The following is a 24,803-nucleotide window of genomic DNA, read 5'->3' on the forward strand; positions in this document are numbered from 1 at the left end:
AAATCGCTTATTTACTATGCAAATAGAAAAACAAACATTTCAATTTTTAAAAGACTTAAAAGAAAACAACAATCGCGAATGGTTTACAGAACACAAACCTCGATTCACAGAAGCTCAAAATAACGCAAAAGCTGTATACAAAACCATTCAAGATAATTTAAACAAGCATGATGAGATAGATAAGTTTAAGTTATTTAGAATTTACAGAGATGTGCGTTTTTCAAAAGATAAAACACCATATAAAACACATTTTGGAGGTTCTTTTCATAGAAAGAAACCAGCATTAAGGGGAGGGTATTATTTACATATTTCCCCAGGCGATAGTTTTGTTGCTGGCGGATTCTGGGAGCCTAATAAAGAAGATCTTTTACGTATTCGAAAGGAATTTGAAGTAGATGCTTCTGAAATTAGAGAAATTTTAAAAGAAAAGAATTACGTACAACATTTTGGAGGTAAATTAGAAGGAGATGAGCTTAAAACAGCTCCTAAAGGATTTGATAAGCAACATCCAGATATCGATTTGATTCGCAAAAAAGGATATATAGCTATTCAACGTTTTACAGACAAAGAAGTATTAGCTCCCGATTTTCTAACAAAAGTAGATGACTCTTTTAAAGCACTTCGTCCTTTTTTTAATTATATGAGTGATGTGCTAACTACAAATTTAAACGGAGAGAGTATTTTAGATTAATTTAGGTGTAATCTCACTTCTCTTTTCAAATAAGCATAGGTAAGTGCAGTAGATAAAACATCTGCTATAGGAAAAGATATCCAAACACCATTTACGCCATAAAATTTAGGAAGTATATACACTAAAGGAATTAAAAAGAACCCTTGTTTTAAGAGTGTTAATAGTAGTGCAGGCAACGCTTTGCCTGCTGCTTGAAAGTAGGCAGATCCAATTAGTTGAGTGGTTATTACAGGTGTTGCCAAAAAAGCTACTATTAATGCATCTGGAGTAAGTTTTAATAGTTTTTCGTCTTCTGTAAAAACACCAACTAATTCAGTTGGAAATAGCATTATCAGAATAAAAATTAAAACAGCTATTCCCGTACCAAAAAGGATAGATTTATTTATAGTTTCCTTTACTCTTTCTGTATTATTGGCTCCATAATTATATCCTGCAATAGGTAAAAAACCTTGCGTAACTCCTAAAACAGGAAATAAAGCAAATAACATAACCCTATTAATAATACCATAGACTGCAATTGAAATTTCACCTCCATACTTAAAAAGAGAGTAGTTTAAAATAATAGTTAAAATACTTATGGTTCCTTGCCTTACTATAGTTACTCCTCCTAAAGACACAACCTCTTTTACAATAGAAAAATTCAATTTAAAATACTTCGGAATAATTTTTAATTCAGTCTTTTTTGAAATAAAAAACCAAAGAATAAATACTCCACTAACAGCATACGAAATAGAGGTAGCCAAACCTGCGCCGTACATTCCTAAATTCATAAACTTAATGAAAATAATATCTAAAAAAATATTAGCAATTGCAGGGAAGAGCATGGTAAGCATCGCATAATTAGGTTTCCCTACAGCTCTAACAACGGGGTTTCCCATCATAGCAAAAGCCAAAAACGGAACACCCCAAACAATTACATCAAAATATTCAGTAGCAGGAGTTATAATATCTCCATTAGCCCCAAAAAGTTGTAAAATAGGAATACTAAAAAATGTTCCTAAAAGAACAAATAAAACAGATAATACAATAGTTAATGAAATTTGATTTCCAAAAACTTCAAAGGCTTTATCCTCTTTATTAGCTCCTAAGGCTCTAGAAATTATAGAACTTCCTCCAATTCCAACTCCCATACCAATAGAAGAAATTAAAAAAGCAATAGGTAATACCACGGTAATTGCAGCAATAGCGAGTACGCCAATCCATCTTCCTACAAAAATGGTATCAACAATCATATTAATCGACATTACTAAAATTCCAATAGAAGCAGGGATAGCTTGTTTTAAAATGAGTTGACTAATACTTTTTGTACCTAAGTCGTTGGCGATTGTATTCATGCTGACTAAATTAACGCGAATTATCCATCGAAAATAAAAACAAGGTTAGATTTAAGTAATAATTAACATCAATCCTGTAAGTTTGTCTTATGAATTTATTTGAACAAAAACATATTGTAACTCCAGAAGAAATAGATGAATACAACCATGTAAACAATGTGGTGTATGTACAATGGATGCAAAACATTTCAGATGCTCATTGGAAAGAACTTTCTAAAAACGTTCAAAACATCGATTATGTGTGGTTTGTTATTAGACATGAAGTTGATTATAAAAATCAAGCCGTATTAGGAGATGAAGTTACGCTTAGAACATGGGTTGGAAAAACAGAAGGGATAAGATCCATACGTCATTTTGAAATGTATAAGGGAGAAACTTTATTAGTAAAATCTCAAACTACTTTTTGTTTGTTAGACGCTAACACAAAAAAGCCTAAAAGAATTATGAAAGAAGTAACAAACTTATTGTTACCGTAAAAGAAACAATATCTTTGCACTTATAAATTTATAGAATGACAACATTTACCGCATTAGGAGTACGAAAAGAATATGTTAAGGGATTGAAAGAGTTAGGAATAACAACTCCTACTGAAGTACAACAAGAAACTATACCTTATTTACTTGAAAATAATTCAGATTTTATAGGATTAGCACAAACAGGTACAGGGAAAACTGCTGCTTATGGTCTACCTATTTTACATAAAATAGATGCTTCAAAAGACAATGTACAAGCATTAATTTTATCGCCAACAAGAGAATTGGTACAACAGATAAAGAAACAACTATTTAAGTTTACAAAATATGTTGATGATAAAATTTTTGTAGAAGCAGTGTATGGTGGAGAAAAAATAGAGCGCCAAATCAACAATTTAAAAAGAACCACGCATATTATTGTAGCAACTCCAGGACGTTTGATTGATTTAATAGAAAGAGGTGATGTAGATTTAAAAAATATCAAAACCTTAGTACTTGATGAGGCAGATGAAATGCTTAGTATGGGGTTTAAATTAGAGTTAAATCGTATTTTAAAATATACTTCTGGTACTCGTAAAACATGGTTGTTTTCGGCAACAATGCCAGATGAAATTAGAAGTATTATAAAAAAATACATGAATGCTTCAGCAAAACAAGTTGAAGTAAACAAAAATGTATTGGTGAATGCCAACATTACGCATCAGTTTGTAACAACTACGATTCCTGAAAAAACCGATGTTATTGTTAAGTTTTTAGAAAAAAGACATGCTGAAAGAGGAATCATTTTCTCAAGAACCAAAGCAGGAGCTCAAAAACTAACGAAAGAATTACAAGAAGATGGGTTTTCGGTAGAAGCTCTTGAAGGGGACATGCAACAAAAAGAACGTGATAAGGTAATGCGTGCTTTTAAAAATGGAAACCTACAAGTATTGGTGTCAACAGATGTTTCAGCCAGAGGAATTGATGTTCAAAACTTAGCTTTTGTTATTCATCATCAATTACCAGAGCAGTTAGAATATTATACACACAGAAGCGGAAGAACAGCAAGAGCAGGAAAAAGAGGAGTTTCATTAGCATTAATTCTTCAAAATGAAAGAAATCGTTTAGCCGAAGTTGAAAGAACATTACAAATAAAATTCTCTGAAATATCAATATAAATGGATGTAATTTACGCCATAGACATTGCTGGAACTTTTGCCTTTGCTATTAGTGGAGCATTAGTTGCTATTAGAAAAAAGTTTGATGTTTTTGGAGTCATTATCATAGCTTTTGTGACTGCCGTTGGAGGTGGAATGACTAGAGATGTACTTATTAATGCACATCCTATAAACTGGATTGGAGATATTAACTATATCTGGACAATATTAATAGCTGTTGCTGCAACTTTTTTATTTCGAAGTAAAATAGCACCGTTAAGAAGAACAATGTTTTTGTTTGATACTATTGGTATAAGTGTGTTTACGTTATTAGGTGTTCAAAAAGGAATAAACTTTAATTTACATCCATTTGTAGCTTTAGTAATGGGGATGTCTTCCGCAGTAATGGGAGGAGTGATTAGAGATGTACTTACAAATGAAATTCCGTTAATTTTTCATAGAGAAATATATGCGTCAGCCTGTTTAGCAGGAGGAATTGTATACCTACTTTTATATCCTTTAAACATCAATGAAGATGTACTTTTTGTTATTTCAGCTGGAATAATTATTCTTGTAAGAACAATTGCTGTACAGTATAAATTGGAGCTTCCTCGAATAAAAAAAGATGTATTTGGTAAATAAAGGATATGAAAAAATTAGTTTTTTGAAAATTTAAAAGAATTTTCTAATATAGAAGGAAAACAGTTACCGGTAGGAGAGTGGTATACTGTAACTCAACAAATGATTAATGATTTTGCCAATGCTACATTAGATAAACAGTGGATTCACATCGATGAAGAAAAAGCTGCTAAATATTCTCCAACAAAAACAACAATTGCACACGGATTTATGTCTGTTTCTATGTTGTCGGAGTTAATTTCTAAACAATTTGAAGTAAAAAGTGTAACTATGGGGTTAAACTACGGATTGAATAAAGTTCGTTTTCCTAATCCTGTGCCTGTAAATAGCGAATTACGTTTAATCAGTGCTGTTAAACTAATAGAAGATTTTCAGAATGGTAAAAAACTAACCTTTGATTGCACAATAGAAATAAAAGGACAAGAAAAACCTGCTTGTGTTGCCGAATTTATTTTTGTTCTTTTTGAATAAAAAAAGCTGCCTTATGAAAGACAGCTTTTAAAGTTTTATATTGTCTTAGTATTATGACAACCAACCTTTCGCTATTGTTTTTTTAGAATACATCAATAAAAACACACCTATAACAATTACCATTATAGGCATTACAATACTTCCTGGTCCATATACTTCAGCCGCTCTACTCATAAATAAGTTATACGACATTTGAACTACGATAGCTATTAGTGAAAGTAAAAACATTGGTCTTGCTAACTTTTTTCTCATTAATAAAAAAGCACTACCAATTAATCCACCAAAAACGGCAATTGCAAAAGCAGCAGTAACCCAAGTAGGAATATTTTCGTATAAAGCCCTTTCCGCCTCAGGTAAAGCGGCTCTGACTTCATCGGTCATATATGCTTGACCAATGTAAGACATAACACCTAGTCCATTCCAAACTAAGGCTGCAACACCAATAATCCAAAAAAGTGTAGTGGGTTTGTTTGAATCTGTCATAAAATATAGTTTTTAGTTAGTTATTGTTAAATGTAGTTATAAATAACTCAAAATCCAAAACAGACTGTAAATCAAAGAGTAGTGCATAAGTAAAAAAAGAAAGTGATTAGCTTGTAAGTAGAAGGCTTTCATAAAATAATGTTAAAGACTAGTAATTAGTGTAACAACACTAGAAAATAGTCGTCACATAAACATATAATTACTTAACAAGTAATGTTTAGTGATTAGTTAGTTTTTAATAGTTGATTGAAAGGAAAGGCTCGAGATATTATCCCGAGCCTTTTTTAATATATTCTATTTATACAGCTTACTTTCTTTCTAGTAAGGCCATATAAAATCCGTCGTAACCAGATTTATGCGATAGTACTTTTTCGTCTTTTATAAATTTAAAATCTTTTCCTGCATCAGAAGCTAAAAAGAACTCAACTTGTTGTTGATTTTCTGAAGGTAATACTGAGCAAGTGGCATATACCATTTTCCCACCTGGCTTTACCATTTTAGAGTATTGTTGTAATACTTCTTGTTGTGTACCACGAATTTTATCTAAAAACTCAGGTTGTAATTTCCACTTACTATCAGGGTTTCTTCTAATTACTCCCAAACCAGAACATGGAGCATCAATTAATACCCTATCAGCTTTTCCTTGTAATTTTTTAATTACTTTGGTTGAATCAATAACACGAGTATCAATATTGTGAACCCCGTTTCTTCTAGCACGTACTTTTAGTTTTTTCAATTTACTCTCGTAAATATCCATTGCTATAACTTGTCCTTTATTTTTCATTAAAGAAGCTAAGTGTAACGTTTTACCACCAGCACCAGCACAAGTGTCAACAACCTTCATGCCTGGTTCTACATCTAAATAAGCAGCTACTAATTGTGAAGAAGCGTCTTGCACTTCAAAAAAGCCTTTTTTAAAGGCCTCTGTTTTAAAAACATTAGCTCTTTCTACTAATTTTAAAGCATCATCATATCCTTTAATAAATTCAGTGTCAATTCCTTCAGAAGCTAACTGTTTTTGTAAATGAGCTTTGGTTGTATTTAAAGTGTTTGTACGTAAAATAACCTCTGCTTGTTTGTTTAAAGCAGCTATTTCTTTGGTCCAAACCTCTTCACCTAATTCTTGTACACCAATTTCATCAATCCAGTCAGGAATAGACTCTCTAAACTTTCTTATTTTCAATAATTCATCAAATTTTCCTTTAATACGTCTAGTAGGAGTAGGTTCAATTTGATTCCAATCTGGTAACTGAATTCCTTTTAGTACACACCAAACAGCGAATAATCGCCATAAATCAGGACGAGAATACGGTGCTTTTACATTTGCTATTTCTGCATATAATCGTTTCCAACGAACCACATCATAAATAGTTTCAGCAACAAACTTTCTATCACGTGCTCCCCAGCGTTTATCTCTCTTTAAAGCTTTTTCAACAGCTTTGTCTGCATACACATCTTCATTAAAAATATCGCGTAAGCTATCAATAACCGCGAAAACTAAATTTCTATGTAATCTCATTTGATGAATTTAAGAGTGCAAAGATAGTTGATTTTAATGGCTTTTTGTATTTTCGTTCTTAATGAATTTAAACAACCCCGTAACATATATAAAAGGAATTAGTGTTGCCAGAGCAGAGTTACTATTTACCGAGTTAGGTATTAAAACTTGTAATGATTTATTACATCTTTTTCCGTTTAGATATATTGATAAAACACAGTTTTATACGATTAATCAGTTGCAACAAAACTCTGCTGAAGTACAAATAGTAGGTAAGATTACGGGCGTAAAAACCGTAAAGCAAAAAAGAGGAAGTAGGTTAGTGGCTACTTTTTCAGATGCTACAGGTACTATGGAGTTAGTTTGGTTTAAAGGTGTAAAATGGATTAAAGATAGTTTAAAAGTAAACGTTCCGTACGTTATTTATGGGAAATTAAACTGGTATAATGGTATTCCTAATATGCCACACCCAGAAATGGAGACAGTAAAAGAATACAAAAGCAAGCTACAAATGGCTATGCAACCGGTATATCCTTCTACTGAAAAATTAAGCACGAAAGGAATAAGTAACAAGGTTATGCGTACCATGATTCAAAACTTGTTTCAACAAGCATATAATGAAATTGAAGAAACTTTTCCAGCTTATTTTATTGAAGAACATCAGTTTTTAGGTAAAAAAGAATCACTATTAAATATTCATTTTCCTAAGAATCAAGAATTATTAACAAAGGCTCAATATCGATTGAAGTTTGAAGAGTTATTCTTTATTCAATTGCAATTATTACAAAAAAAACTCATCCGAAAATCAAAGTTAAAAGGCTTCGTTTTTGAGTATGTAGGAGAAGAGTTTACCAATTTTTACAACAATCATTTACCTTTTGATTTAACGGGAGCTCAAAAACGAGTACTGAAAGAAATTCGTAAAGATGCAGGGTCTGGAGCGCACATGAATCGATTATTACAAGGTGATGTAGGTTCTGGGAAAACGATTGTAGCATTATTAACTATGTTGTTAGCCATTGATAATGGCTATCAAGCCACAATTATGGCACCGACAGAGATACTTGCAACACAGCACTATAATGGGATAATAGAATTATTAGAGAAAACCGATATTAAAGTTGAATTATTAACAGGATCTACCAAAACAAAAAAACGTAGAGAAATTCATGAAAGCTTACTAGATGGTTCTTTGCATATTTTGATTGGCACTCACGCTATTTTAGAAGAAAAAGTACAGTTTAAAAATCTAGGAATTGCTATTATTGATGAGCAACATCGTTTTGGAGTAGCACAGAGAAGAAAGTTGTGGGAAAAAAGTTCATCTGATGGAAGAGCCATTCCTCCTCATATTTTGGTGATGACTGCGACACCTATACCAAGAACATTGGCTATGTCTGTGTATGGTGATTTAGATATTTCCGTAATTGATGAATTGCCTCCTGGACGTAAAGAAATTAAAACTGTACACCGTTATGATAGTAATCGTTTGGGTGTTTTTAAGTTCTTGAAAGATGAAATTGCTAAAGGGAGACAAGCTTATGTGGTATATCCTTTAATCCAAGAATCTGAAGCGATGGATTACAAAGACTTAATGGATGGATATGAAAGTATTTCTAGAGAATTTCCTTCTCCTAAATATCAAATTAGTATTGTTCATGGTCAAATGAAACCTGCTGATAAAGACTATGAAATGGAACGTTTCGCAAAAGGAGATACGCAAATTATGGTAGCAACTACGGTTATTGAAGTAGGAGTGAACGTACCAAATGCTTCAGTAATGGTTATAGAGAGTGCTGAACGTTTTGGATTAAGTCAGTTACATCAATTGCGAGGAAGAGTAGGACGTGGAGCTGAACAGAGTTACTGTATTTTATTATCGAGTTACAAATTATCTTCTGACGGAAAAACTCGATTACAAACTATGGTAGAAACTACAGATGGATTTAAAATTGCTGAAGTAGATTTAAAACTTCGTGGTCCGGGAAATATTATGGGAACACAGCAAAGTGGAGTGTTAAACCTTAAAATAGCAGATGTTGTTAAAGATAGTCCAATATTACATGTAGCACGTAAAGCTGCCATAAATTTACTTCATGAAGATCCTAATTTATCAGAAATAAAAAATTCCAGCTTGCTGAAAGCTTATGAAAAGCTTAGAAAAACAAGTGGAATTTGGAGTAATATAAGTTAGAATTAAGCACTATTAACTAGTACTTAATTCTTCTTTTTTGTTTTGATCGTTTTTATCAACATCACTTTCACTTTTATTGTATCTTAATATTAGGTATCCTATTATAGCAGATACAAGAGAACCTAGTAATACACCAATTTTAGCAGACCCTAGGAACTCTGGACTTTTAGCAAAAGCCAAACTAGCAATAAATATAGCCATAGTGAACCCAATTCCTGCTAAAAACGATACACCTATAATATGTCTATTATTTATATCTTTAGGAACCTCAATTATTTTAAGTTTTTTAACGGTAGTAATTATTGTAGTAATTCCAATACTATTTCCAAGAACTAAACATAGAGCGATGTTTATTATTAAGGAGGTGTCTAAGTTAGCATCACCATCTATTAAAACTCCTGCATTAGCTAAAGCAAAAATAGGGATAACTGCATATGCAACTATATCATGTAGTTTATGCTCTAACAATTGTAAAGGTGACTGATAATCTTCTATCCAATGATCTAAACTATCTATTTCTGCAACTTGTTCTTTCGATAATATAGGTTTAGAAGAAACTTTAGCCCCTTTGATATTATCCATTATTTGTGATAAGTGTGCTATAAACTCAGGAGTATGTACTTTTTGTCTAATAGGCACAGCAAAAGCCATTAATATACCTGCAACTGTTGGGTGTATACCTGCCTTAAGGAATAAAACCCAAATTACAGTACCAAACAAGAAAGTTATATATTTTGAGTAAAAACCTCTGTAAGCTATAAAATATAAAAAGGCTAACAAAGCTAACGCTATAGATATTAAAGTTATATTTATACTAGCACTATAAAATAAGGCAATAACTAAAACAGCTCCTATATCATCTACAATGGCAAAAGCTGTTAGGAATACTTTTAAACTAAGAGGTACTCTTTTACCTAGAGTATTTAATACCGCTAAAGAAAAAGCTATGTCTGTTGCCATAGGTACCCCCCAACCATGTGCTGTATCAGCACTTTTATTTAAGAAAACAAAAAATAAAATAGGAAACAACATTCCACCAAGAGCACCGAAGAGAGGAAAAGCTAATTTTTTGGTAGAATTTAACTCTCCAATTAAAAACTCTCGTTTAATTTCTAACCCTATTAAAAAGAAAAATACAGCCATTAATCCGTCATTAATCCAAAGAATTAAAGGTTTATACAATTCAAAATGTTCTGATTTAAAACCAATTTTGTATTCCCATAAAGCATTGTAACTATCTTTAAAAGGAGAATTTGCTAAAATAAGAGCAAGTAAGGTAGCTCCTAAGAGTAAAATACCACTTGCACTTTCAGTTTTCATGAAATTTTGGAGTGGAGATATAATTCTTTTTTTTATCATGTTTATGTATATAGATTGTTACTTACTTTTTTAGTAAAAAGTAAGGTTATTAATTTTTTTGTTTCAGAAAGCGAAGATAATTCATCAAACTTTAACGAAAAGTTAAATTTTAAAACTTTTTAACACTTAAGAAGGAGAAATTATATGAAATACCTAAATTTAGTTGGGTGCTACTTAAACTTCCACCTTTAGATTTTACATAACCTGCTCCTAATCTTAAATTTAACTTATTGGTAAGTTTTTGATTAACTCCAATACTAGGTTTAATAATTAACCCTTGTCCTGTGCTTATACCACCACCACCAGCTGCACCTCCTAGAATCTGTGCAAAAAATGTTGTTCTTTCTTTAAAAAAGCTATTAGTTTGCACTCCTAACCCTACTATACCTTCTGCATAAGCGCCAGCATTACCAAAATTAGCAAAAGAAGTTTGACCAGCAGCATATAAATATTTATTTAAGAAAAAATTTAACTGTAATGATATTTGATGCATGTTTTCATTATGTCCTTCATCTCTTGCTGCATTAACATATAAGTCTTGTTTAATAATAGCATCAAAACCTTTAAATTTTCCTCTTGAAAATTCTCTTTCGTCTGATAAAATTCCATCTCTATCTACATAGTATTTTAATCCTAGACCAAAAGTAGAAGAAACAAAATGAGAGTCGGGACTCATCATATATCCTTTATTGATTGAGGCATATACATTATCGAATAGTTTTTGTTCTAAAGAGATATCTGGATAAATTAAAAAACCGCCTTTAGTATCTACTCCACCACCACCACCGGCTCCTAATCCTAATTTAGCTAAAATATTTGTACGGTTTCTATTCATTGATAAATGATATCCGCCACCCAAAAATACATCCATATACCCAGCTTTTATTCCATGATATGCGCCATCAGCTTTAACAAAAAAGAAAAAATTATCTGTAAAATAAGAGTTTAATTCAAATCCTGCTAAACGTATTGTATTTCCTTCATAAGAACCTTTGGTTACCTTAGCGTTATTTAGGTGAACTAATAATGAAATTCGATTACTAAAGATATTCCAAGAACTTTGTCTTAAATTTTCTATAGAAAAATTACTTTCTCTATTTTTAAAACTTGTTGTTTCAAAAGAAAGAGGTACTTGTATTGCTACATTAAACTGGCTACTATTTATGGTGCCACCATCAAAAAAGTCAACATAACTGTATCCTGCAGTTGCAGAAAAGTGTTTAAAATCATATCCTAAATTAAGATGAGGAAGTATAAAAGCTCCTCCACCATCAGGGGCAGATGCACCACCACCACCACCAAAGTGAATTCCAGCATCAATAAAAAAGTTATCGGTTATTTTTTGTTGGATTCCAGCATTTACACCTAAAGTAAAAAAGCCTCCTCTAATACCTCCAATAGCACCATATAAACCAACTCCAGCATAACTCCAATCATTTAGTTTTAGATTGTAGTGAAGCCCTGTATAGTCCATATTTTGTTCTCCTTCAGGCATTTTAATTGATAAGAAATCAATTTGACCAAAACCAAACTGTGTTTTTCTTTCAGGAATGGTATTTGTTTGCGCGTAAAAAAAATGAACACTCATTAGTAAACTTACTACGAGTGCTCTTTTAAAAATAATGTTAAGCATTAAATTTTATTTAATTATGTATTTTTTGACGTTCACCGTTTATGTATGAAGCTACAAAAGCATCATTAAATCCTATTTTAATTAATTCTTTTTGTAAATCTTTAGCTTCATCTAAGGTAGTATATAAACCTAAAGAGTATTTAAAATAGCCATCATTAGTTGTAACTGTTGAAGGAATAACTTCTGAAGACAATAAAGGGTATTTGTTTTCAGAAAGTACTCCTATTTGTACAGAATAAATAGTTTTTCCATTTATGTTTTCTGTCACTTCGTTTGTAATAGTTTCAGTGTTTATATTTGATGATATGTCATTAATGTTATCTGAAGACTCTTCATTATTTCTAGCAGCTCTAGCTTGCGCTCTATTTATGCTGTCTAAAACTCTATAAGCTTCTTTCTTTTTTATAGACTCAACGTCTAAGTTGTTAATAGCGCTATCACCACCATTTACATAAAAATAATATGCTGCCCCTAAAGCAAGACCTAAAAGCAAACCTAAAAAAATAGGCAGAGTTTTAGAACTCTTTTTTAAAGCAGCCAATTCTTCTTGTGTAGTGCTTAATTCACTTTCTGCTTCTTCTCTTTTTAATTTAGCATTATCTAAGTCTTCTTGTATTAACTTAAACTTTTCTTCTTCTATAAAAGGCATAATATGGGTTGATTAATAATTATTAAAAGCACTAAAATACAAATCTTTTTTCATTCATAAGTTTTAAAGAGTATAATAGAGCTTCTAATTGATAACTTCTATAACTCGTGAGGGGTAGAATAAACAGTCATTTTATTATTTCTACTAAAACCAATAAGGAAAATTCCAAATTCTTTTGCAAAATCTACAGCTAAAGAAGAACAAGCAGAAACTGCTATTATTATTGGTATTTTAGCTAAAAAAGCTTTAGAAACTATTTCATAAGAAACTCTTCCGCTAACTAACATATAATTAGCTTCTTTTAGCTTGTTTTTATTGATTAAATCACCAACACATTTATCTACGGCATTATGGCGACCAATATCTTCTTTTATAGTTAATAATTTTTTATTGGTGTTAAAAATAGCACAAGCATGACTACCTCCTGTAGACCTGAATAAAAATTGCTTTTTATTCATTTCCAGAAACATAAAATATATTTCTTCAACTAAATCTTTAATATTTTTGGTAGAGTTTCTTTTTAAAGACTTTCCTTTAATTTTTAAATCTTTTAATTCCTTTTTTCCACAAATTCCGCATGAAGAAACTGATAAAAGAGTACGTTTATTTAAATATCCTTTTCCTAATTTATTTTTTAAAATTTCCAAGTTTATAACTGTAGAAAAGTCCTTCTCTGTTTTTATTATGTTTATTTTAACTCCATCTTTATTTTTGTAGATGTCTTCAGCATATAATAAGCCTCTTACTAATTCTTCATCGTTTCCAGGAGTTCTCATCACTACTGTGTATGGCTCTTTGTTAATGTTTATTTGTAATGGAGCTTCTATTACAAGAGTGTCATCAAATTTTTCTAAAGAATCAATAGAAAGTTTAATAGATTGGTAGCTTTGTGTCTGTTTCATGATGATAGCAAATGTATGTAAAAAAGTAAGTAAAAAGAAAAGCCCTGACATTAAGAATCAAGGCTTTTGGTATGTTTTATCGCCCCTAAACAATAAAACATACCTTTTGATAGGGGCTTTCTATCAATTAAATAAACGATAAATTACGAATAATAGTATTGGATACTAACCATTTTTCGTGCAGTCAATAACTATAAGTTCATTGTTTAGGTTTGTGGTAAAAAATAAATAAGTATTTCCACCGTCTTTTAATTTTGTTTCTTTTCTAATTTGAGCTACAGTTTTTGGGAAATTACGTGTTGTAATGTTTGCCTTAGATTCTGTTATTTGTTTCTTTATTCTTTTTTTATTGTAAGTAAATACATTGTTGATGTTAAAGATTCTTCCGGGGAAATCTTCAACTAAATTTTCTGAAGTATAAAGATGAGAATGTTGATGTAGTTTACCTATTTTTTGTTGATTTGCTACTTCGTTAAATCCTCCTGATTTTAAAATAGCGGCATTAGGTTCGTAAAGATATTTTAACGGTAGAGAATATTCAGGTTTTATTTTGTTTTTTAAACTGAAATTAAAAATTTGATAATTGTTTTTCAGTATATTACATGTTTTTATATCAACAGGTACTTTAATATCTTTTTTTAATAAAAAAAGTAACTCTTTTACCTCATTATTAACTGCTATAACATGAATTTCTTTTACAAATTTCAATTCATTTATAGTTGATGTAATGTCTAAAATTGGTGAGTTTTTAATAAGAATTGTGTTCGACTTTTCAAATAAAAAATCTAAATTTTCAGGTATATTTGGTATACAATCACTCAATAAAAAAACTTTTCCTTTTTTTTCGTTTCTTCGAGAAGGATCAATGTAAATACAATCGAATTTTTCAGAAGTATTTTCTAGATATTTTAATCCGTTTGTAGCTATAGTTTCAATGTTAGACACTTTCATTTGCTTATAATTGTATGAAACAATTTTTGAAAGTTTTTCATTTAGCTCGCAATGTATAACATTTTTAAATTGTTTTGAAAAAGCATAACAATCAACACCAAAGCCTCCAGTAATATCTATTATTGACTCTCCGTTAATTAATTTAGACTTGTAATGAGCAGTTATTTCAGAAGAAGTTTGTTCAATACTTAGTTTAGGAGGATAATAGATGTTTTTTGTTTGAAACCAAGTAGGTAGTTTTTTTTCAGATTTTTGTTTCGCAATGATTTGGTTGGCTAATTCTTGAATAGAGATTTTTTCAAAAGGGCTTCCTTTAAAAATTAATTGCTCTATATTGGATGTTAGGTTATGGTTAATATAATCCTGAACCTCAGTATTTAAAATGTTTTTATTCAAAAAAGAAGTGTTTTTTTAAATGCTTTTTACTACAATAATACTAATAATTTAACAGTTATAAAGTTTTGTTAATCCTATATTTTCATTAGGTTTGTTTACTTAATTATCAATTTAAAGTTAACAAATAATTTATTATGAAAAAAAGTATTTTAATGCTTGCTATGATTTTAGCAACAATGAGTGTAAGTGCTCAGTTTTATGTTTCTGCAGCAGGAGGGTATTCAATTTCTAGTGCTGGTGTACGTTTTGGTACTGAAACTACTGCAGCTGGAGTAGAGAACACTTACGGTAGTTATGGTGAAGGACTACATACTCAATTAAGAGGAGGGTATTTTTTTAACGACACTTTTGGTGTTGAAGTTGGTGTTGGATACTTAAATGGAGCAGATCAAACTTCTCTTTTAGTTGATTTACCTACACAAGCTCAATATATAAACATTGAAGCTAGAGGTAAAGCTTATGGGGCATCTGCTTCGTTAGTTTATAAATTTACTAATAATATCTATGGACGTTTTGGGGCCTTGATTAAGGTAGGAGGAAAAACTGAATCTGATGGGAAAATAAGAATGGCATTGTCTCAAACAGAAATGCTTAATGTAGATTATACTCAAGATTACAAGGGCCGTTTGCCATTAGGTTTTATAGGTGCTGTTGGATATAAGTATGACTTAAGTGATAAAGTATCTCTTTTTGCAGAATTAGAATACATGGGAATTAGTGTTACTAGAGATACTTCAGAAATTACTGAATTTTCAGCAAATGTTAATGGAGAAGCAAGATCTATAGAGCAAGTAAAAGCTATTTTTGCTAATCACCCTAATGCTCAGTACAATCCTTTAGCTGCTGTATTTAACAAAAATATAGAGTATGTTGATGAGTTACCTTTTGGTGCAAATCCAGCTGGAGAAAAGCAATTATCTCAAAAAGTTCCTTATTCTTCTTTTGGGATTAATATTGGTGCTACTTTCTATTTCGGAAAATAATTCCTGTATTATATAAAATAAAAAGAGCAGCAAAATTGCTGCTCTTTTTATTGTTTGTAAGTTTCAATAATGTTAATTATATGCTTTTACATCTCCCATATCTAGAGTACCAACTGGCATTTCATGTTTTGTTGGTAGTATTGCTCCAGATTCAGTTGTGACCCAATCACTCCATGTGGCTTCCATTCCGCCTGTTGGGATTATAGAAACCCACATTTTATAACTGGTAGGCCTGCTGTTTTCGTCTAAAATCCATAGATAAGAATCTCCCGGAGTTGATCCTCCCGTGGTATAAGTAATCAATAAAGCGTCTTTACCTTCATATTGTACAATTCTTCGCTCAATTCCGTTTTCAAATACTTTATAAGGAGCTACTAACCAAAAACTATCATTGTTAAAGTAGTCTATTGCTTTTTGAAGTATTTCATTGTTCTTAACTTCTTTTTCATTTACTAAAACAACACTTTTTTCGGGGCTTTTTGTATGCAAGATTACTTTATTGGTATCCCACGATACTTCGACAATATTTTCTTGTTTGTCCCATTTATAAAAATGCTTTCCTCTAAAACTCCACTCAATAAAACGAGTATCTTTATAAGCTTCATAACTCAATGCTTCAAGCATTTTAGTGGCTAAAGCATCTGCTTTAGGTCCTTGTTTGCCTGTAGGAAGGCTTTCGTTGTTTTTAAAGTAAAAAACAGCTAGTATAATAGCTCCAATTAGCAATAATATACCTAATGTTTTAAATAATTTCTTCATTTCTGTTTGTTAATGTTAATTGTTTAATTCCTTTAGCTAATTCATCTGCTGCTGCAGGGTTATTTCTAAACCAAAGTTCAGGCTCAATTAGCTCTAATTCAGCAATAGCTAATTTACCATTATTATCAGTAAAAACATCAACACGTGCATAAATAGGAGGTTCTATACAAGCTTTAACAGCATTTTCAGCAAATATAATTTCTTCTTTAGTAGGAGTGTAGTTATGAACTGAACCTCCGAAATCGTCTTGTACCCTGAAATCTCCTGGTTTTGCTATTTTTAAAATAGCATGTGTAAATTTACCGTTCATGACCATTAATGAAATTTCTCCTTTTTCAATTATGTTATACTGAAAAGGCTGAATAATCATAGCTTCTTCTATAATTAACGAAGAGAAAATCTTTTCATATTCGTTTATATTTTCTGAATTGATTTTGTAAGTGTGTCTTGCAGCACCAGAAATACAAGGTTTTAAAACAAAATCTTTTAAATCATACTTTAGAGAAAGTTTTTTTAATGTAGACTGTGTTCCTTTTTCAATGAAATAGGACTCACAAATATGAACTCCGTTTTGTTGTAAGTCTTGTAAATAATGTTTATCAATATTCCAACGAATAATTTTCTCTGAGTTTAACAATGTTGTTTGTTTACTTACAGTATTTAACCATTTTGAAAATTCAGAAAATCTATCAAAGTAATCCCAAGTGGTTCTAAATAAAACATATTTTGTTGTAGACCAATCAAAAGTAGTGTCATCCCATGAGAGACGAGCTACTTTTAAACCTTGATTTTCAAGGGCTATTTTGACATAATTGTCTTCGTCTAATACATTTTGTGTATAGCTGTCAAGATTTTTAGGGTTTACATATCTCTTATCAGTGAGAATAATAACATCGTATTTTTTCATAGATGCAATGTAGTGGTATTTTTAAAGTTGTAAAATGCTTATTTATACATTTTATAATATTTTATTACGTTATTTGGTGCTTTTACATCTTAATTCATAAGATAAAAAAGTTGTTTTTTTTGTAGAGATACTTATAGAGAGTAGCTTTAGAAGAGAGGGGATGTAGTATTTACTATACTTATTAAATCTAGGTACTTGGTGAGTATATTAACAGAGGTAAATAGTTTAGAAGTTATAATAATAGAGATAATCTTGTTATTATTAATGTTTAAAAACAAAAAAAGCGCTTTAAGCGCTTTTTAAAACATATCTTTTACTAAATCGTTCATACTATCATATTCTTTGAATAAAAATCCAAAAAAGTCACTGCCTTTTTTCTTGTCATATTTTAACTCTCCTTCAGAAAACCTATATTTTCTAAATTCTTTTATTTTTTTGTTAAGCTGTTTTTTTAAAGACTTATCAATAAGTAAATGATTTACGTTTTTCATAACTTTTTATAAAGCGTTATTTAGGTCTACTTTGTATTTATTTAATAAAGCTTTAGTTATTCCTAAGTTAGCGTCTTTAGAGTCTACAGCCAAATAAACAAAATAAGCACCACTAGGAGCAATGTTAATAATATGTATTTGACTAGATAAGGTTATGGTAATATCTTGAATTTCTTCATTTAAACCTAAAGCTTCAATAGCTTTTAATTTAGCTTTTACTACTTCTAAATTATAAGCTGAAGCTAAATTTGGGTCAAAGCTCTCATCTTTTGTAAATGAATCATAAGCTTCACCAGAACTAACATCGGTAACAGATACAGCAACAAACCCAGGAACATTACTTTTTAGGTTTTCGATAAAATCATTTAAAATTTCTTTCATTGTAAAAATGGTTGTTATAATAATTAATTAAAAAGTATTTATTGAAGGGCTATTTTTTTTAAGGTCAATTTAATCATAGCTAGTTTAGAAACATCATTAGTCAAAAGGCAAATAGTATGATTATCATATTTGTTGATAATAATAAGTCCGTCGTTTGATGTTAAAACTAATTGATTGAGACTTTTAGAGTTAAGAGTGTCTTGGAAAAATTCATCAGCCATGGTAAGAATAACATTAGCCATAGCTGCAATATTGTTTTCTTTAGAGATATTATAAAAATCAACCACGTGTCCTTCAGAGTCAAAAACAATTCCTTTATCTGCCTCTGATTCTTTTATTAACGTTTGTAAGTTTGCTTTCCCCATTTAAGTTTTTATAACTATTTTTTTGTTTTCCGTGTCTCTTCACTATACCTAAGACACTAATATTTTAAAAGGGTCACAAAAATAACATGTTATTTTCGTTTTTTTTTTTTTTAATTTTTTTTATGATTTTTTTAACAATTTTATAAGCGTAGAAAACAATTAGTTAACCAAAAACAAGTGTTAAGAGATGAATTGCTTTTTTTTAATAAAAAAATAATAAAATAATAACACTATAAAATAATAACACTTTTTAAAGTATGATATTTATCATATTTATAAAAAAAGATGCTTTTTATGTTTGTATCAAGCTGTGTTAAGGTTATCTGTGAAATTATTAAGATTACTTCTTTTCATAGTTGTGTATTTTTTTGATGCTCCCCCGCAATCTGTATAGTATTAAAACTTAAAAACAACGATTTATACCTTACAAACTCAAAAATCAATTAATAATATGACAACTAATAATTATCAAAAAAAATGGGATTCTCAAACAGGGGAGGATCAAAAAAGAAAACCAAAATTACCAAAACCAGTACCTATTGATACTGAAATTAAATTAAATGATAATGCTATACTTTTAAGTATAACTGATACTAGAGGTGTTATTGAATATTGTAATGAAGATTTTGTAAATTCATGCGGATACGAAGTTCATGAGTTAGCAGGATCGGGACATAACATTGTTAGACACCCAGATATGCCAAAAATTATATTTAAGCTAATGTGGCAAAGGCTAAAAGAAAAAAAGAATATGGTAGCCTTTGTTAAGAATTTAGCTAAATCAGGAAGGTATTATTGGGTTATGACAGACTTTATTGTTAAAGAAAATGAAAAAGGAGAAGTAACTCATTATAAAGGTATAAGAAAGGCTGCACCTAAAAAGGCTATAAATGAAATAACCCCCTTATACAAAAAGCTTTTAGAAATAGAAGGATTGAAAGATGTTGAGGCTTCTGAAAAGTTCTTAACTGGTTTTTTGGATGCAAAAAATACAGATTATGATACGTATGTAGAATATTTAATATCTGATTATAACGATTTAAATATGTTTATAAAAGATAATACAAAAAAAGGTTCGTTTTTTAAAAGATTTTTTGGTGTAAGTTAAACTCAATGAATAAGGGAAGTTATAAACTAGCTTTAATCATTCTATTATTACCAAATAAATCTTTTCTAAGTTCAACTTTAGTAAAACCTTTATCTTTTAACATTTCAACAGTCTCTTTACTTAGATATTGATTAATTTCAAAAAAAAGTAGTCCGGTTTTAGTTAAATTATTTTTAGCTAAATCGGCTATTTTTTTATAGAAAAGCAATGGATTGTCATTTTCTACAAACAAGGCTAAGTGTGGTTCGTTTTCTAGTACATTTTTTTTTATTTCATTTTTTTCTAATTCACGTACATAAGGAGGATTAGAAATAATAATATCAAACTTATTACTCAATTTCTTAGTTTTTAAAATGTCTTGATGTATGAATGATACTTCAACTTTATTTAAGATTGCATTTTTCTCTGCTACTTTTAAAGCTTCTTCAGAAATATCAATAGCGCTTACACTTGTTTTAGATACGTGCTTTTTTAAACTGATAGGAATACAGCCTGTTCCTGTTCCAATATCAAGAATAGACAAGAGTTCTTGTTTTTTATTTATTTCTTGAATAACCCATTCAACTAACTCTTCGGTTTCAGGACGTGGAATTAACGTGTTTTCATTCACCATAAAAGGAAATCCATAAAACTCTGTTTTACCTAATATATATTGAATAGGTTCTTCTTTTTTTAGTCGAAGTAGGGCTTCATTTAATAATGTTTTCTTGTTTGAAGGAATTTCAAAATTAGGTCGTAACGTGAGATCTATACGTTGTAAGTTTAAATATTCATCTATTAAAAAAAAGAAAAAAGTATCAATCTCCGTTTGTGGATAAACTGAAATCAATTGCTCAGAAAAGTATGTTTTATATTGTTTTAGTAGCATTTTATAAATCTTTTAGCATCCAAATATTACAAGAATAATGGCCTGTTTTTCCTAGTGGTTCTTCTAAATCTATAAAGCCATTTTTTCTATATAGTAATGTTGCAGTTTTCATATATGGCAAAGTTTCTAAATAACACTGTTTAAAACCTGCTTTTTTAGCTTTATTCAAACAGAAACCTATTAATTTTCTACCAATACCTTTTCCTCTCGCTATTGGTAAGAAATACATTTTTTGAAACTCACAAATACTCCCCTCAAAATTATCTAATTGAGCAAAACCAGCTCCTCCTACAACAACACCATTATGTTCTACAACAAAATATCCAGCCTTTTCTTTTTGGTAGGTCTCATACATTTCATCAGTAGCCTTATCTTCATAAGCGGTTCCTACTTTTGGAGCTCCAAGCTCGATTAATACATCACGAATAACTTTAGCTATTTGGGCATTATCTTGTGGTTTAATTTCTCTAATAATAAAATCAGATGGTGTCATAGGAATATAGTACTTTTGCAAGAGCAAAGTACCCAAAAAAACACGAGTTTTCATGAAGAAATTCATTTATTTTTTACCTTTTTTATTGCTAATTATTAGTTGTTCGGTAAAACAAAAACCGATTTTTTTAAAAGTTGATGATATAAAACTTTTATCCGTTTCTACAGACACGATTAGAGTTGGTGCCAATGCTTATTTTGAAAACCCTAACGATATAAGTGGTAAAATAGCTACTGATGAAATTAAAGTATTAATTGATGAAGTAGAAGTAGCACAGGTTTCTTCTGAAGAGTTTAAAGTTCCAGCTCGTAAAGAATTTTATATTCCACTAAAAGTGGTAATTCCTTCAAAACGAGTGTTTGAAAATAATAAAAACGGAATTTTAGGGGGTGTTTTAAACTCTTTAATAAACCAGCGTTTGAAAATTCATTTTAAAGGAGATTTAAAATATAAAGTTTTAGGTTTTTCACATGTATACCCTATTGATAAAGTAGAAAATATAGAAATTAAGTTCTAGCATTATGAATCATGAAGTCTACATATTACGCTGCTTAGAATTAGCTAAAAAAGGGATAGGAACTACAAGACCAAATCCATCCGTTGGAGCTGTAATCGTGCATAATAACAAAATAATAGGAGAGGGGTTTACATCTCCTTATGGAGGTCCTCATGCAGAAGTAAATGCTATAAACGCTGTTCAAAATCAAGAGTTACTCAAAGAAGCCACCATTTATGTTACGTTAGAACCATGTTCTCATCATGGAAAAACACCTCCTTGTGCAGATTTAATAATAGAGAAAGGAATACCTAACATTGTTATAGGATGTGTAGATACAAATAGTTTAGTAGCGGGTAAAGGCATAGAAAGACTTAAAAAAGCTGGTAGAAATGTAATTGTAGGTGTTTGTCAGAAAGATTGCATAGAACATCACAGACGTTTTTTTACCGTTCAAAATAAAAAACGTCCTTACATTATTTTAAAATGGGCTGAAACGAAAGACGGATTCATAGCTCCATTAAAAAAAGATGAGCAAAAACCAGTATGGATTTCCAACCAATATTCTCAACAGTTAGTCCATAAATGGCGTAGTGAAGAGCATGCTATTTTAGTTGGAACGAATACGGTAGTTGCAGACAATCCGTCACTGACAGCTCGTAATTGGAAAGGAAACAACCCTATAAGAATTGTTATTGATAAAAACTTACGAATTCCGTCAGAAGTAACTGTTTTTGATGGAAACGTACAAACAATAATTATAACAGAAGAAAAGAAAGAGGAAAATCAACATGTCATTTACGAACAAATCGATTTTTCTTTTCAAGTGGCGGAACAAATTTGTGAAGTGTTGCACAAACACCAAATACAGTCAGTGATAATTGAAGGTGGTGCTAAAACATTACAAACATTTATCGATGCAAATTTATGGGATGAAGCTAGAGTTTTTATTGGAGATGTAGTTTTTGGAGAAGGGGTGAAGCACCCAGTTTTTAGCACTAAGCTATCTTCTGAAGAAAAAATAGATAACGATATTTTAAGAATATATAGGAATGATTAAAAACATCATTTTTGATTTTGGTGATGTATTCATCAATTTAGACAAAGAAGCAACATATAAAGAATTAGCAAAATTAGGAGTTACTGAAATTTCTGACGAAATGATGCAACAATATTATCAGTATGAAATGGGATTGATATCCACTGATGAATTTGTTTCCTTTTTTCATGATAAATTCAATATTTCAAAAGAAGATTTAATCCGTTCGTGGAATGCTATTTTACGAGATTTTCCTAAACATCGTTTAGATTTCATAAAAGAACTTGCAGCAAGCAAACAATACCGGTTGTTCCTACTAAGTAATACAAATGACTTGCACATTTCTTGGATTCAAAAAGATTGGGGAGAAGAGTTGTATAACGAGTTTAAAAGTTGTTTTGAACAGTTTTACTTATCACACGAAGTTAATTTCAGAAAACCAAATACGGATATTTTTGAGTTTGTGTTACAAGAGAATAATCTACAAGCTTCTGAAACCTTTTTTATAGATGATACCAAAGAAAACACTAACACTGCGCAACAATTAGGAATTCATGTATGGAATAATTGTCCAAAAACAGAAGATGTGGTTGATTTATTAAAAAGAAAAGAATTTATAGCGTGATATACTTAATTTTTAGCATTCTTATCTCTAGTTTATTATTTGTAATTTTTAAACTCTTTGATGTTTATAAAATAAATACATTACAAGCTATTGTTTTAAATTATGCTGTAGCACTATCTTTTGGTTTTATACATACAAAAGTTTCCATACCTATTATGGATATACCAAATCAACCCTGGTTTTTTGGTGCTTTTATTTTAGGTTTTTTATTTATAGCTGTATTTAATGTAATGGGAGTTACGGCACAGAAAAATGGACTCTCAGTAGCTTCAGTTGCAGGTAAAATGTCGGTAGTAATCCCTGTAATAATTGGAATCTTTTTATACAATGAGAGTATCGGATTAGTTAAAGCTATAGGGATAGTTTTGGCATTGATAGCAGTATATTTATCTTCGGCAAAAAGTGATACTTCTTCAGTAAAATTTAAAAACTTGTTATTTCCTTTATTACTTTTTTTAGGGTCAGGGAGTATTGATACATTATTAAAGTATACTGAAACTACTTACGTACCTAAAGAAGCATTACCAATGTTCTTATCAACTATTTTTGGATGCGCTTTATTTTTTGGTTTTTTTATTTTAACAGCTCAGTTACTAAATAAAAAAGGAGTATTTGAATGGAAAACGTTCCTTGGAGGGATTGCTTTAGGAGTCCCCAACTATTATTCTATGGAATTTTTATTAAAAGCATTACAAACAAAGGGGCTTGAAAGTTCTACAATTTTTACCATAAATAATGTGTCTATAGTTATATTAACCACCGTATTTGCTCTTACATTTTTTAAAGAAAAATTGATTAAAAAAAATTGGCTTGGTATTGGGCTTGCCATAATTAGTATTTTATTAGTAGTTTCGGCATAATGAATGAAGAAATAAAAGACACTTACAAAACAATTACAAAACCCTCTGAGGAAACCTTATTTAAAGACCGAAACAGTAAGTTTTTTGGGTATGCTTTTCCTGTTTTTACTGAGGAAGATATTAAAGAACGTTTAGAAGAACTCCGTAAACAACATCATACTGCACGTCATCATTGTTATGCGTGGCAATTGGGAACAGAAAAGATTCGTTTTCGTGCTAATGATGATGGGGAGCCGAGTAATTCAGCAGGGCAACCAATTTATGGACAAATACAATCTTTTGATGTAACCAATATTTTAATTGTTTCTGTACGTTATTTTGGAGGAACCAAACTTGGAGTAGGAGGATTAATTAACGCCTATCGAACTTCAGCGCAATTAGCTTTAGAAGCCTCTGAAATTATTGAGAAAACCATAGATATTCATTATAAGTTAAAGTTCGGGTACGATATGATGAATAAAGTACAACGTATTATCAAAGAACGAAACCTAGATATTATTAATCAAAAATTAGAATTAGACTGCGAGTATACCATTTCAGTACGTAAAAAAGAAGCTGAAAGTATTTTTGAAGTTTTTAATAATTTATTTAAGGTGGAGATTAAATTAGTAGATTAAAC

At 30.4% G+C, this 24,803-nt stretch carries 28 protein-coding genes; 13 read left to right on the forward strand and 15 right to left on the reverse strand.

The features are described from left to right. Positions 1–16 precede the first annotated feature (16 nt). Complete coding sequence (locus MHM83_RS10450) at positions 17–691, forward strand: DUF2461 domain-containing protein (protein ID WP_047788854.1); 675 nt, start codon at positions 17–19, stop codon at positions 689–691. Here MHM83_RS10450 and MHM83_RS10455 read toward each other — a convergent pair. Then, complete coding sequence (locus MHM83_RS10455; protein WP_239179636.1) at positions 688–2,025, reverse strand: MATE family efflux transporter; 1,338 nt, start codon at positions 2,023–2,025, stop codon at positions 688–690. The genes MHM83_RS10450 and MHM83_RS10455 overlap by 4 nt on opposite strands. Positions 2,026–2,114: 89 nt before the next feature. Here MHM83_RS10455 and MHM83_RS10460 point away from each other — a divergent pair, with 89 nt between their 5' ends. From MHM83_RS10460 to MHM83_RS10475, 4 genes are read left to right on the forward strand one after another with little or no spacing between them, the layout of a single operon-like run. Beyond that, positions 2,115–2,501 carry an acyl-CoA thioesterase gene (locus tag MHM83_RS10460; RefSeq protein WP_239179638.1) on the forward strand — a complete coding sequence of 129 codons (387 nt, stop codon included), beginning with the start codon at positions 2,115–2,117 and terminating at the stop codon, positions 2,499–2,501. A gap of 35 nt (positions 2,502–2,536) precedes the next feature. Further along, on the forward strand, positions 2,537–3,655 hold the full coding sequence (locus MHM83_RS10465; RefSeq protein WP_239179640.1) for a DEAD/DEAH box helicase: 1,119 nt from the start codon (positions 2,537–2,539) through the stop codon (positions 3,653–3,655). After that, on the forward strand, positions 3,656–4,276 hold the full coding sequence (locus MHM83_RS10470) for a trimeric intracellular cation channel family protein (RefSeq protein WP_047788850.1): 621 nt from the start codon (positions 3,656–3,658) through the stop codon (positions 4,274–4,276). It abuts the gene before it with no gap. Between the two features lie 48 nt (positions 4,277–4,324). Continuing rightward, positions 4,325–4,744: a MaoC family dehydratase gene (locus tag MHM83_RS10475; RefSeq protein ID WP_370641987.1), complete on the forward strand. Its 420-nt coding sequence runs from the start codon at positions 4,325–4,327 to the stop codon at positions 4,742–4,744. Between the two features lie 51 nt (positions 4,745–4,795). Here MHM83_RS10475 and MHM83_RS10480 read toward each other — a convergent pair whose 3' ends face one another. Continuing rightward, on the reverse strand, positions 4,796–5,227 hold the full coding sequence (locus MHM83_RS10480) for a hypothetical protein (RefSeq protein ID WP_239179644.1): 432 nt from the start codon (positions 5,225–5,227) through the stop codon (positions 4,796–4,798). A gap of 307 nt (positions 5,228–5,534) precedes the next feature. Further along, positions 5,535–6,746, reverse strand: coding sequence for an RsmB/NOP family class I SAM-dependent RNA methyltransferase (locus MHM83_RS10485; RefSeq protein WP_173360928.1), 1,212 nt, complete (start codon positions 6,744–6,746; stop codon positions 5,535–5,537). A 61-nt stretch (positions 6,747–6,807) separates the two neighbouring features. Here MHM83_RS10485 and recG point away from each other — a divergent pair, with 61 nt between their 5' ends. Then, positions 6,808–8,919 carry an ATP-dependent DNA helicase RecG gene (gene recG / locus MHM83_RS10490; protein WP_239179646.1) on the forward strand — a complete coding sequence of 704 codons (2,112 nt, stop codon included), beginning with the start codon at positions 6,808–6,810 and terminating at the stop codon, positions 8,917–8,919. A 12-nt stretch (positions 8,920–8,931) separates the two neighbouring features. Here recG and nhaA read toward each other — a convergent pair whose 3' ends face one another. From nhaA to MHM83_RS10515, 5 genes are all read right to left on the reverse strand, one after another. Beyond that, on the reverse strand, positions 8,932–10,239 hold the full coding sequence (gene nhaA / locus MHM83_RS10495; protein WP_239179648.1) for a Na+/H+ antiporter NhaA: 1,308 nt from the start codon (positions 10,237–10,239) through the stop codon (positions 8,932–8,934). Between the two features lie 148 nt (positions 10,240–10,387). Beyond that, positions 10,388–11,911 (reverse strand): hypothetical protein, encoded by a 1,524-nt coding sequence (locus MHM83_RS10500; RefSeq protein WP_239179650.1) that lies wholly within the window; start codon positions 11,909–11,911, stop codon positions 10,388–10,390. 10 nt (positions 11,912–11,921) lie between these two features. Then, a complete protein-coding gene (locus MHM83_RS10505) occupies positions 11,922–12,560 on the reverse strand; it encodes an SPOR domain-containing protein (protein WP_239179652.1) in 639 nt (212 codons plus the stop codon). Positions 12,561–12,658: 98 nt separating this feature from the next. Then, complete coding sequence (gene fdhD, locus MHM83_RS10510) at positions 12,659–13,462, reverse strand: formate dehydrogenase accessory sulfurtransferase FdhD (protein WP_239179654.1); 804 nt, start codon at positions 13,460–13,462, stop codon at positions 12,659–12,661. A 165-nt stretch (positions 13,463–13,627) separates the two neighbouring features. Beyond that, positions 13,628–14,809, reverse strand: coding sequence for a THUMP-like domain-containing protein (locus tag MHM83_RS10515; protein ID WP_159491127.1), 1,182 nt, complete (start codon positions 14,807–14,809; stop codon positions 13,628–13,630). Between the two features lie 134 nt (positions 14,810–14,943). Here MHM83_RS10515 and MHM83_RS10520 point away from each other — a divergent pair, with 134 nt between their 5' ends. Beyond that, a complete protein-coding gene (locus MHM83_RS10520) occupies positions 14,944–15,792 on the forward strand; it encodes an outer membrane beta-barrel protein (protein ID WP_047788841.1) in 849 nt (282 codons plus the stop codon). A gap of 72 nt (positions 15,793–15,864) precedes the next feature. On the opposite strand, the gene MHM83_RS10525 is transcribed toward MHM83_RS10520, so the two are convergent. The 5 genes from MHM83_RS10525 to MHM83_RS10545 form a co-directional block, all read right to left on the reverse strand. Continuing rightward, on the reverse strand, positions 15,865–16,551 hold the full coding sequence (locus MHM83_RS10525; RefSeq protein ID WP_239179656.1) for a hypothetical protein: 687 nt from the start codon (positions 16,549–16,551) through the stop codon (positions 15,865–15,867). Further along, positions 16,535–17,458, reverse strand: a complete 924-nt coding sequence (locus MHM83_RS10530; protein WP_239179658.1) for an ATP-grasp domain-containing protein — start codon at positions 17,456–17,458, stop codon at positions 16,535–16,537. The genes MHM83_RS10525 and MHM83_RS10530 overlap by 17 nt, the downstream gene beginning before the upstream one ends. Before the next feature lie 299 nt (positions 17,459–17,757). Further along, positions 17,758–17,949, reverse strand: coding sequence for a hypothetical protein (locus MHM83_RS10535; protein ID WP_239179660.1), 192 nt, complete (start codon positions 17,947–17,949; stop codon positions 17,758–17,760). Between the two features lie 6 nt (positions 17,950–17,955). Continuing rightward, positions 17,956–18,330: a hypothetical protein gene (locus tag MHM83_RS10540; protein ID WP_047788837.1), complete on the reverse strand. Its 375-nt coding sequence runs from the start codon at positions 18,328–18,330 to the stop codon at positions 17,956–17,958. A gap of 38 nt (positions 18,331–18,368) precedes the next feature. Next, positions 18,369–18,695 (reverse strand): roadblock/LC7 domain-containing protein, encoded by a 327-nt coding sequence (locus MHM83_RS10545; RefSeq protein WP_047788836.1) that lies wholly within the window; start codon positions 18,693–18,695, stop codon positions 18,369–18,371. Between the two features lie 451 nt (positions 18,696–19,146). Here MHM83_RS10545 and MHM83_RS10550 point away from each other — a divergent pair, with 451 nt between their 5' ends. Then, complete coding sequence (locus tag MHM83_RS10550; RefSeq protein WP_159491124.1) at positions 19,147–19,803, forward strand: PAS domain-containing protein; 657 nt, start codon at positions 19,147–19,149, stop codon at positions 19,801–19,803. Between the two features lie 19 nt (positions 19,804–19,822). On the opposite strand, the gene prmC is transcribed toward MHM83_RS10550, so the two are convergent. Both prmC and MHM83_RS10560 read right to left on the reverse strand, forming a co-directional pair. Then, positions 19,823–20,671: a peptide chain release factor N(5)-glutamine methyltransferase gene (prmC, locus tag MHM83_RS10555; protein ID WP_073184062.1), complete on the reverse strand. Its 849-nt coding sequence runs from the start codon at positions 20,669–20,671 to the stop codon at positions 19,823–19,825. A gap of 1 nt (position 20,672) precedes the next feature. Then, complete coding sequence (locus MHM83_RS10560) at positions 20,673–21,164, reverse strand: GNAT family N-acetyltransferase (RefSeq protein WP_047788928.1); 492 nt, start codon at positions 21,162–21,164, stop codon at positions 20,673–20,675. A 52-nt stretch (positions 21,165–21,216) separates the two neighbouring features. Between MHM83_RS10560 and MHM83_RS10565 the strand changes: the two genes are divergently transcribed. Genes MHM83_RS10565 through MHM83_RS10585 form a run of 5 tightly spaced genes read left to right on the forward strand, consistent with a single transcriptional unit; the run spans position 21,217 to position 24,801 of the window. Then, a complete protein-coding gene (locus MHM83_RS10565; RefSeq protein WP_239179662.1) occupies positions 21,217–21,681 on the forward strand; it encodes an LEA type 2 family protein in 465 nt (154 codons plus the stop codon). 1 nt (position 21,682) lies between these two features. Then, on the forward strand, positions 21,683–22,720 hold the full coding sequence (ribD, locus tag MHM83_RS10570; protein WP_239179928.1) for a bifunctional diaminohydroxyphosphoribosylaminopyrimidine deaminase/5-amino-6-(5-phosphoribosylamino)uracil reductase RibD: 1,038 nt from the start codon (positions 21,683–21,685) through the stop codon (positions 22,718–22,720). Beyond that, positions 22,713–23,324, forward strand: a complete 612-nt coding sequence (locus tag MHM83_RS10575) for an HAD-IA family hydrolase (protein WP_047788832.1) — start codon at positions 22,713–22,715, stop codon at positions 23,322–23,324. Before ribD ends, MHM83_RS10575 begins: the two co-directional genes overlap by 8 nt. After that, complete coding sequence (locus MHM83_RS10580) at positions 23,321–24,184, forward strand: EamA family transporter (protein ID WP_239179664.1); 864 nt, start codon at positions 23,321–23,323, stop codon at positions 24,182–24,184. Before MHM83_RS10575 ends, MHM83_RS10580 begins: the two co-directional genes overlap by 4 nt. Next, a complete protein-coding gene (locus MHM83_RS10585) occupies positions 24,184–24,801 on the forward strand; it encodes an IMPACT family protein (RefSeq protein WP_206337267.1) in 618 nt (205 codons plus the stop codon). The genes MHM83_RS10580 and MHM83_RS10585 overlap by 1 nt, the downstream gene beginning before the upstream one ends. Positions 24,802–24,803 lie beyond the last annotated feature (2 nt).

Source organism: Tenacibaculum sp. Mcav3-52, from assembly GCF_022347665.1.
Lineage (GTDB): Bacteria > Bacteroidota > Bacteroidia > Flavobacteriales > Flavobacteriaceae > Polaribacter > Polaribacter mesophilus.